Annotated in this window: 8 protein-coding genes and 2 pseudogenes; 8 read left to right on the forward strand and 2 right to left on the reverse strand. The window is 50.9% G+C overall.

Going from position 1 to position 9,800, the window contains the following annotated elements:
• Window positions 1–128: IS1 family transposase (locus QZ506_RS18100; RefSeq protein ID WP_367273036.1), on the reverse strand; the 128-nt coding region annotated here is incomplete at its 3' end.
• 59 nt (window positions 129–187) lie between these two features.
• Here QZ506_RS18100 and QZ506_RS18105 point away from each other — a divergent pair.
• The 7 genes and pseudogenes from QZ506_RS18105 to yejF all read left to right on the forward strand — a co-directional run.
• A pseudogene (locus tag QZ506_RS18105) lies at window positions 188–967 on the forward strand (GTP-binding protein); the annotation flags it as partial.
• Window positions 968–1,009: 42 nt separating this feature from the next.
• Window positions 1,010–1,711 (forward strand): hypothetical protein, encoded by a 702-nt coding sequence (locus QZ506_RS18110; protein ID WP_291972989.1) that lies wholly within the window; start codon window positions 1,010–1,012, stop codon window positions 1,709–1,711.
• 422 nt (window positions 1,712–2,133) lie between these two features.
• Window positions 2,134–2,703 (forward strand): bifunctional murein DD-endopeptidase/murein LD-carboxypeptidase, encoded by a 570-nt coding sequence (gene mepS, locus QZ506_RS18115; RefSeq protein WP_291972990.1) that lies wholly within the window; start codon window positions 2,134–2,136, stop codon window positions 2,701–2,703.
• 322 nt (window positions 2,704–3,025) lie between these two features.
• Window positions 3,026–4,834 carry an extracellular solute-binding protein gene (locus QZ506_RS18120; RefSeq protein WP_291972991.1) on the forward strand — a complete coding sequence of 603 codons (1,809 nt, stop codon included), beginning with the start codon at window positions 3,026–3,028 and terminating at the stop codon, window positions 4,832–4,834.
• Window positions 4,835–4,843: 9 nt separating this feature from the next.
• Entirely contained in the window at window positions 4,844–5,938 is a 1,095-nt protein-coding gene (locus tag QZ506_RS18125) for a microcin C ABC transporter permease YejB (RefSeq protein WP_291972995.1), read from the forward strand.
• The gene (locus tag QZ506_RS18130) at window positions 5,935–6,960 is read left to right on the forward strand and encodes an ABC transporter permease (RefSeq protein WP_291972992.1); all 1,026 of its coding nucleotides are present in this window, start codon (window positions 5,935–5,937) and stop codon (window positions 6,958–6,960) included. Before QZ506_RS18125 ends, QZ506_RS18130 begins: the two co-directional genes overlap by 4 nt.
• A 1-nt stretch (window position 6,961) precedes the next feature.
• Window positions 6,962–8,557, forward strand: coding sequence for a microcin C ABC transporter ATP-binding protein YejF (gene yejF, locus QZ506_RS18135; protein ID WP_291972993.1), 1,596 nt, complete (start codon window positions 6,962–6,964; stop codon window positions 8,555–8,557).
• A 37-nt stretch (window positions 8,558–8,594) separates the two neighbouring features.
• On the opposite strand, the gene QZ506_RS18140 is transcribed toward yejF, so the two are convergent.
• Window positions 8,595–8,954: a YejG family protein gene (locus tag QZ506_RS18140; RefSeq protein ID WP_291972994.1), complete on the reverse strand. Its 360-nt coding sequence runs from the start codon at window positions 8,952–8,954 to the stop codon at window positions 8,595–8,597.
• A gap of 706 nt (window positions 8,955–9,660) precedes the next feature.
• On the opposite strand from QZ506_RS18140, the pseudogene QZ506_RS18145 reads away from it, so the two are divergent.
• Window positions 9,661–9,768 (forward strand): annotated as a pseudogene (locus QZ506_RS18145) (IS481 family transposase); the annotation flags it as partial.
• Window positions 9,769–9,800: the final 32 nt, after the last annotated feature.

The raw sequence follows: 9,800 nt of genomic DNA on the forward strand, positions 1-9,800 counted from the left end.
AAGCCCTGTAGCCATCCGTGTTTGCATGACTGACGACGGTAACGCTGATGGCCACTTTTGCCATAACCGTGTTTTTTCACAGGAGATGTCTGTTCACAAAACGGGCATCTTACATCAACTTTATCCACTGTATTCCACATCTAAAACCGGACATTTCACACTGCAATCAACATTGAATACACGACCCGTGAACGGTCTGCCGATGCAGATTGGCCTGAATATGCTGCTGCAACAAAAGAAACCGCACCGCTTACTGATCGAACAGACCGGCTTGGGACATCCAAAGCAGATTCTTTCGTTGTTCACCGCTGAAAGTTATCAACCCTAGATCAGTTTGCAGGCATCACTTTGCCTGTTAGATGCGCGGCAGTTACAGGACGCACGTTATAGTGAAAACGAAAACTTTCGCGATCAGTTAGCTGTGGCAGACATTATCGTTGCCAACAAGCAGGATACCTACAGCACAGACGACATCGCCGCGCTACAGCGTTGGCAGCAGGCCTAAGCAGGCGATCGCACTATCGTGAGCGCCGCACAGGGTGAAATCGATGTGTCACTGCTTGATGAGCCACGCCGCAATACGCGCGAACTTCCTGATGGTGCGCATCATCATTCCCATGCTTCAGAACGTGGATTGGCCGCATTGCGCCTGCCAGTCGGCGAAGCCTGGCGCCGCGCACTCAATGAAGGGCAAGGATACTTTGCCTGTGGCTGGATTTTCTCCCCAGAAAAGCAGTTTTCCACTGCCGCACTGTTGGATTGGGTTCTGTTGACGCCGGTCGACCGCATTAAAGGAGTGATGCGCATTCCCGAAGGTACATTGATTATCAATCGGCAGGGATTGGAACTGCATATTGAAACCAAACCGCTTCCTCCGCTAGACAGCCGAATTAAGTTAATTCACACCGCATCGGCACCGTGGAATCAGTTACAAAGCCAGCTATTGAGCTATAGTTTAAGTTCATAGGAATACAATGAAGTAATTTTATTAATATTTTTAGCTTGTTGCATGTCACAATGTCAGTTTTTCGCCATTCTACTGCTCAACGCAGCAGGTGTGGCGCTGTTCTTTTCTTGGTATCTTCCCGTTAATCACGGATTCTGGTTTACCCTCGACAGCGCCATCTTTTTCTACTTTAACCAGAACCTAGCAACCAGTCCGTTGCTGCTGTATACGGTAGCTATCACCAACAACCGCGCTTTCGATGCCTGTGCACTGCTGGCGATGGTGTCACTTTATTTTTACCATTACCAGCGCGGGGATAGCACTGAACGCCAGCGTTTACTGATCATAGGCGTGGTCATGCCGATTACCGCCGTGGTGCTGAATCAGTTGGGCCACTTGCTGCCAGTACAGTACGCCAGCCCAACCTATTACTTTAGTGATATCAATCGGGTTGGCGAACTGACCGGCTGGCCGACTAAAGATGCCTCCCGCGACAGCTTCCCTGGCGACCATGGCATGATACTGATGATTTACTCCGCTTTTATACTGCGCTATTTTCCGCGCCGTTCATTTTTGATATCATTGGTCATCGTGGTTGTTTTTACCGCACCGCGTGTCATGATCGGTGCCCACTGGTTTACCAACATCGCGGTGGTTCCCCTGTCTGTGGTTTTGGTGGCACTAAGCTGGTGGCTGATCTCGCCGGCCAGCGATGAAATGATTAATTTTTTTCATCGTTCATTACCAGCACGTTACCGTCGCTAAAAGCCCCCTCTTTAACGCACCGTCCCCCAACTACACCGGCATCCTGGCCTCAAGCGCCTGGATGCCGTGCTGCCATCTGTATGTCATCCGTTTGCGCTATGGTTACCGCGTTTTTTTAGGATAACGCCCATCCGTAAATTTACGATTTATTACCTCATTAATTCTTATAAAGAATTTCCATAAAAAGGCTCGCAATCGTCGGAGCGTTAGGGTAGTCTCGGTAAAGTTTGAGTTTTACCGAACGCGGTTATTCTTGGAATGGAAGAAATTATGTGCGATTCCACACATTTTCATCCTCAAGTGGTTGGTCCAGGTAAAACTCTGTTTTAGTCTAACTCTCGTTTCGTTTCGGCGTTTATATATGGCGTAGTTGCATACATGACGATGGTGGTCGTTAAGGAAATCAAGGGAACATAACGATAATGGTCAAATCTCAACCGAGCCTGATATATATCTGGCGGGCAATTCCCGCGATGGCACTTGCGCTATCTGCCTGTACAAATACAGGATCTCATCAGGCACAAACTGATCGTTCTGCAATAAATGATAAAGACAGTCTTTTATCGCAGGCCTCTCAGGACGAATTTGAAGCCATGGTGCGTAACTTGGACATCAAATCCAAACTGATGGATCAATATGCCAGTTGGAAAGGTGTACGTTATCGTTTAGGCGGTGACAGCCGCAAGGGTATTGATTGTTCTGCCTTTGTTCAACGTACCTTCCGTGAACAATTTGGCATGGAACTCCCACGTTCGACTTATGAACAGCAGGAATCGGGCATTCAGGTTCAGCGCGGCAAACTTCGCCCCGGCGATTTGGTGCTGTTCCGGGCTGGTTACACCGGTCGTCACGTTGGCATCTACATTGGTAATAACCAGTTTGTTCATGCCTCCGCCCGTGCGGGTGTGATGATTTCCAGCATGGACGATGCCTACTGGAACAAACGTTATCAGGAAGGTCGCCGCATTTTCAGCAAAGGCGCCACCAGTTAACGGTATGACCAGTTAGTCACATTTCCCTTGATGTGCAAAACGAAAACAGAGAGCCGCTTAATCAGCGGCGTTTTTTTATCATGATGAGGCATACACCAACCGCCGCGCTCCGTGCTGAACGTAACGCTTGATGAAAAGCTGTTCAACTCTCTGATATAAAGTAGGTTACGCGTAATTTTCATGGTAAAAAGGGACGCGCTGACCTATTACCCATAGGCGGCAACATCGGTTTTACCTATATTCAGGTGATCCAAATGAAAATCACCGCAACTTTGGTCTAATGCCAGATCATTGCACGGCTTTGCAGGAGAAACACAGCGCAATGCTAAAACGTGTGGCCACCCTAGCTTTGCTCGGTTCTCTTTGTTGGGGAGCCCTTGCCGACACCATCCAACAGAACACCTCGTTCGCCTCGTTGGGAGAGCCTAAATATCCCGAGGGATTCACGCATTTTGGCTACGTCAATCCTGACGCGCCCAAAGGGGGGAGCATCAAGCTCAGCGCTCTGGGAACGTATGACAACTTCAACCGTTTTGCGTTACGCGGCGTGGCGGCTGAGCGTACCGAACGCCTGTACGATACGCTGTTCACTTCATCTGATGATGAGCCGGGTAGCTTTTACCCGCTGATTGCACTGCATGCACGCCATGCTGACGATTTTCGTTGGATGGAAGTGGAACTGAACCCAAAAGCCACGTTTCACGACGGCTCACCGATTTTAGCCTCTGATGTGGCCTTCACCTTCACTATGTTTATGACACAAGGGGTTCCACAGTTCCGCGTGGTGTACAAAGGCGTCACGGTGACTGCTATCGGGCCGCGCACCGTGTGGCTGGAAATGCCTGAGCCGGATAAAGAACGACTGCTGGGACTGCTGACATTGCCCGTTATGCCTGAAAGTTTCTGGAAAAATCACAGTCTTGCCGATCCGTTGTCCTATCCCCCACCGGCCAGTGGCCCCTACCGCATCACCTCCTACCGCACCGGCCAATACGTGACCTACAAACGGGTACAAGACTATTGGGGTGCCGATCTTCCGGTGAATCGCGGTTTGAATAATTTCGACCAAATCCGTTACGACTACTATCTGGATGACAGTGTCGCGCTGGAAGCGTTCAAAGCGGGCGCTTTCGATCTGCGTGTCGAAGGATCCCCCAAGCACTGGGCAACGCAGTATCAGGGCGGTAACTTCGCTCGGGGTTATATCGTCAAGCGCGATCGGACAAATCAAGCGGCGCAGGATACCCGCTGGCTGGTGTTCAATATGGAGCGTCCGCTGTTTCATGATCGCCGCATCCGACAAGCCATTGGGCTTAATTTTGATTTTAACTGGATGAACAAGGCGTTCTATTACAACGCTTATCAGCGCGTTAACAGCCTGTTCCAAAACACAGAATATGCCGCGCAAGGTACCCCCAGCCCAGAGGAATTAAAATGGCTGGAGCCGCTCAGGGACAAAATACCGCCTGAAGTCTTTGGCCCCAGCTTTCAACCACCAGAGAGTGATGGCAGCGGCTACGATCGCGCCCATTGGCAACAAGCTTTACAGTTGCTAGAGGAAGCGGGCTGGGAATTGAAAAACCAGAAGTTGGTCAATCACAAAACCGGACAACCATTTACCTTCGAATTATTGCTCCCCAGCGCTGCCAACGTGCAGTACGTACTGCCGTTCCAGCAAAATCTCAAACGTTTGGGCATCGACATGAAGCTACGCCTGATTGACAGCGGGCAGTTCACCAATCGTCTGCGTGCCCGGGATTTTGATATGCTCGCCCGCCTTTACCCGGCAAGAATTTATCCGGATGGCAACCTGAAATTTGGCTGGCATACCAAATACCTCGACTCAACCTATAACACAGCGGGCGTGAGCGATCCGGCCATTGATGCACTTATTGAGCAAATCGATGCGCATCAAGGCAATAAGGCGAAATTGCTGGTATTAGGCCGCGCGCTAAATCGGGTAGTGACCTGGAATCAATTTATGATCCCCATGTGGTACTCCAATCACGATCGCTACGCTTACTGGGATAAATTCGCCATGCCAGCAACCCGACCGGCCTATACGTTAGGGTTGGATAGCTGGTGGTACGATGCACAGCGGGCGCAGTCATTGCCGCCCGAACGCCGTTAAGGAGCCATGGTGGGAACCTATTTACTACGCCGACTTTTGCTGGTGATCCCCACGCTGTGGGCCATTATTACCATTAACTTTTTTATTGTGCAGATAGCCCCAGGTGGCCCTGTTGATCAGGCTATTGCCGCCATCGAGATGGGTCAGGGCAGCGGGTTTGGTGCCGGTGGCGGCATGGATGGGGCTATGGCGCGCGGCGGCGGTGGCACGCTGACCGTGGAAAATGCCTACCGTGGCGCTCGCGGGCTGGACCCAGAGGTGATTGCTGAGATCACCAAACGTTACGGGTTTGATAAGCCGATTCACGAGCGCTATTTCACGCTGCTGTGGAACTATTCCCGATTGGATTTTGGCGATAGCCTGTTTCGCGGCTCCTCGGTGATGGAGCTTATCAAGCAGAGTATGCCGGTTTCTATCACGCTGGGATTATGGAGCACACTGATCATTTATCTGGTCTCAATCCCGCTTGGCATCAAAAAGGCGGTCAAGAACGGTACACCGTTTGATACCTGGAGTAGTACCCTGATTATTGTCGGCTACGCTATCCCGGCGTTCTTGTTTGCCATCTTGCTGATTGTGCTGTTTGCCGGCGGCAGCTATCTGGACTGGTTCCCGCTGCGCGGACTGGTATCGAGTAATTTCGACACCCTGCCTTGGTACAGTAAAATCACCGATTACCTGTGGCACATCACGCTGCCCGTACTGGCAACGGTGATTGGCGGCTTTGCAACGCTGACCATGCTGACCAAAAACTCGTTTATGGACGAGATTCGCAAGAAATATGTGGTCACCGCACGTGCCAAAGGGCTGGACGAAAACAGCATTCTGTACCGCCATGTCTTCCGCAACGCCATGCTGCTGGTGATTGCCGGGTTCCCAGCGACCTTTATCAGCATGTTTTTCACCGGTTCGCTGCTGATTGAAGTGATGTTCTCACTCAACGGGCTGGGTCTGTTGGGTTATGATGCCACACTGCAACGCGACTACCCGGTGATGTTTGGTACGCTCTACATCTTCACGTTAATTGGTCTGCTGCTGAATATTGTCAGCGATATGACCTATACGCTGGTCGATCCGCGCATTGATTTTGAGGGACGCCAATGAGCCGAATCAGCCCAATAAATTTGGCGCGCTGGGCCCGTTTTCGCGCCAATCGCCGTGGCTACTGGTCACTGTGGATCTTTCTGGTGTTGTTTACCCTCAGCCTGTTCGCCGAACTGCTGGCCAATGACAAACCGCTGCTGGTGCGCTACGACAACCGTTTCTATACTCCGTTGCTGGTGAATTACCCTGAAACCACCTTCGGCGGCCAGTTTGCCACCACCACGGATTTTCGCGATCCCTACGTGGCGGCGCGTATCGCGCAACATGGCTGGAGTATCTGGCCGCCGATCCGTTATCGCTACGATACCATTAACTATGCCACTACCCAGTCATTCCCCTCCCCGCCTTCCGGACTTAATTGGCTCGGCACAGACAGTCAGGGAAAAGATGTGGTAGCGCAAGTGCTGTACGGCTTTCGCATTTCCCTGCTGTTTGGGCTTTCACTGACCTTGTTCTCCAGCCTGATTGGCATTGTGGTCGGCGCAACGCAGGGTTACTACGGTGGCAGGCTCGATTTGTGGGGGCAGCGGTTTATCGAAGTTTGGTCGGGCATGCCGACCCTGTTCCTGATTATCTTGCTGTCCAGTGTTATCCAACCTGATTTCTGGTGGCTGTTGGGCATCACTATCCTGTTTGGCTGGATGAGCTTGGTGAGCGTGGTACGCGCCGAATTCCTGCGAACCCGTAATTTCGACTACATTCGCGCGGCACAAGCAATGGGGGTAAACGATCGGGTAATCATGATGAGCAGTATGCTGCCTAACGCCATGGTCGCGACGTTAACGTTTCTGCCCTTTATTTTGTGCAGCTCAATCACTACCCTGACATCGCTCGATTTTCTGGGGTTTGGACTTCCAGTTGGCTCGCCGTCACTGGGGGCACTGCTGCTGGAGGGCAAGAACAATCTTCAGGCTCCCTGGCTCGGCATTACCGTATTTCTGGTGTTGGCAACCCTGTTGTCGTTACTGATTTTTATTGGCGAAGCGGTGCGCGACGCTTTTGATCCCAGCAAGGCACATTGATATGAACCAAACTCCGCTGTTACAGATTCAGGATCTCAGCATCGCTTTTCACCAGGGTGAGCAGGTGCATCAAGTGGTGAATTCAGTATCCTTCAACGTCGAGCGCGGTGAAACGCTGGCTCTGGTGGGTGAATCCGGCTCGGGCAAGAGTGTCACTGTGCTGTCGGTGCTGCGCCTGCTGCCTTCTCCACCGGTTATCTATCCTCAAGGGGATATCCTGTTTGACGGTGAATCGCTGCTGCATGCGCCAGAAACACGGTTACGCGAACTGCGCGGCAACCGTATCGCCATGATCTTCCAGGAACCGATGGTGTCACTGAACCCGCTGCACAGCATTGAAAAGCAATTGATGGAAGTGTTGACGTTGCACCGTGCAATGACACGAGACGTTGCGCGCAGTGAAGTGCTTACCTGTTTGGATCGCGTTGGCATACGGCAGGCACACACGCGCCTGAAGGACTTTCCTCATCAACTATCGGGCGGTGAACGCCAGCGGGTGATGATCGCAATTGCCCTGCTGATGCAGCCAGATTTGCTGATTGCTGATGAGCCAACTACCGCGCTGGATGTCACCGTACAGGCACAAATCCTCACCTTGTTGCGTGAACTGAAACACGAGTTGGGTATGAGCCTGCTGTTCATCACGCATAACCTGAATATCGTCAAGCAACTGGCAGACAAGGTTGCCGTGATGCAGGGTGGGCGCTGCGTAGAACAAAATCGTTGCCGCGACCTCTTCGCCGCGCCGCGGCACAGCTACACCCGACAGTTGCTGGATGCCGAACCCTCCGGTTCCGCGCTGCCTCTGCCGGATGATACACCGACGCTGCTACGCGTAGAAAAGCTCTCGATTTCATTTCCCATCAAGCGTGGGCTATTGCGCCGTACAGTGGCAGAAAAAACCGTCATCAATGGGTTGAATTTCACCTTACGTCGTGGCGAAAGTCTGGGATTGGTGGGGGAATCCGGTTCAGGGAAAAGTACTACAGGACTGGCATTGTTACGGCTCATCGCCTCACGCGGTAACATTGTGTTTGATGAACAACCGCTGCACCAATTTAATCGCCGTCAAATGTTACCACTGCGTAGCCAGATCCAAGTGGTGTTTCAGGATCCCAATTCGTCGTTGAATCCACGGCGCACCGCGCTGCAAATTATCGAAGAAGGGCTGGAAGTGCACCAGAAGATGAGTGCCTCCGATCGAGAACAGCGGGTCATTGAGGTGATGCGCGAAGTCGGCCTTAATCCCGAATTTCGTCACCGCTACCCTTCTGAATTCTCCGGTGGCCAGCGGCAGCGTATTGCTATCGCCAGGGCGCTAGTGCTCGAACCCGCACTACTGATCCTTGACGAACCCACCTCGTCACTGGACAGAACCGTACAGGCGCAGATTCTGACATTATTGAAAACCTTGCAGCAAAAACGCCAACTGGCTTATCTTTTCATTAGCCATGACCTACAGGTGGTGCGTGCGCTGTGCCATCAGGTTATCGTGCTGCGTCAAGGTGAGGTGGTAGAACAAGGGCGTTGTGAACAAGTTTTTTCCGCGCCTCAGAGCGCCTATACACAAGAGCTGCTGCGCATGGCTACCCTGTAGAGGCACACGCGCCATGTCATTGCAGAAGCAATGGCGTTTAAAACGGATAGAGCGCACTCAGGGGTTCCGCGATGGCGACGCCCACATTTTTAAGACGACACAATGCTGTACTTTCATCATCGCGGTGTAAAAACAGACAGGGTTCCCCTTCCCATTCCAACACGGCACCATCAATCTGAATTTCAGCCAGGGAGTGGTTCAACTGACGTAAAATAACCCAGGCCATTTCACCATCGTGGCTTAATAATTTAAAGCCAATCAGGTTGTTGTCCTCATCTCGTCCCCGCAGGGGAATACCGCTCAGCGGAATCGGTTCCACCTTGATACCAGCGAAGCCCGATAGCCAACGATAACTTTGCGGCAAACGATGCACTACCGAAAGTTGGAGAGTGTCCACTATTACTTTCCCTCAGGTATGATTATGGTGAACAAACGCAATGACATTGGCGTCAAAGAAAAAACGTTTACTCTTAGTGTCCGAATATGGCGGCACTGCTGAATGAGCATTTCTACAAGAATCCGCGTTGCAATAGTCATAAGTCACCCTTCTTAGCGAATGGAAATGATTGCAATACTGATTAATGCCACGTTGATCACATTTTAAGATTTTATAGCTTGCCCTATATTTAACGCTTTCCCTGCAATATCTCAACCTCTTTTATTTACATTGTTCACTTTTAAACCATACATTTTACATTTATAGAACAACATTCCAAAAAAAGACAATGTGACATCGATAACACTTGACCGTGAACAAAAAGGAAAGATCAAAATTAATGGAGCACGACGTTGAAGGTCAGCAACGAGAGGGTTCCATTTGCCGCATCACTGTAGCGCGGCGAATTATTTCGCATAGAATAACGAATCATTTTGCATACTGAAAAAAATGATTAAATAGCGATTTAGCATTGTGCAGAATGATTCGCAAAAATATGCAAACTAAAATCATACGAACTCTTCACCGCTAAAGCTCCCTTCAACATCATGCTCACCCACTGACATAAGTCCAAAACGCGCAGAGACACCGAAAGCTGCCCCGGACTCGTTGAAGGGCCCAGGATTTCGATAGCATTCCCTAACTTGTATTAGTCACGACTAATACAAATAATGAGCGAACTCATCAGGGAAAAATGTGCTGCGGGCGTACGCCGATGGCCACTTTACTCGATGGAAAACGGATCTGGGCAGAAAAGAATCTGAACCAGATGTAATCTGACAGACACCTGTATAAATAATCGGTAAC

The organism is Candidatus Symbiopectobacterium sp. (genome assembly GCF_020054415.1).
Classification (GTDB): Bacteria; Pseudomonadota; Gammaproteobacteria; order Enterobacterales; family Enterobacteriaceae; genus Symbiopectobacterium.

What these genes read in the sequence shown, in the direction of transcription:
- QZ506_RS18110 (WP_291972989.1), top strand. Translation starts at nt 1,010, where the DNA reads ATGTCACAATGTCAGTTTTTCGCCATTCTACTGCTCAACGCAGCAGGT.
- mepS (WP_291972990.1), top strand. Translation starts at nt 2,134, where the DNA reads ATGGTCAAATCTCAACCGAGCCTGATATATATCTGGCGGGCAATTCCC.
- QZ506_RS18120 (WP_291972991.1), top strand. Translation starts at nt 3,026, where the DNA reads ATGCTAAAACGTGTGGCCACCCTAGCTTTGCTCGGTTCTCTTTGTTGG.
- QZ506_RS18130 (WP_291972992.1), top strand. Translation starts at nt 5,935, where the DNA reads ATGAGCCGAATCAGCCCAATAAATTTGGCGCGCTGGGCCCGTTTTCGC.
- yejF (WP_291972993.1), top strand. Translation starts at nt 6,962, where the DNA reads ATGAACCAAACTCCGCTGTTACAGATTCAGGATCTCAGCATCGCTTTT.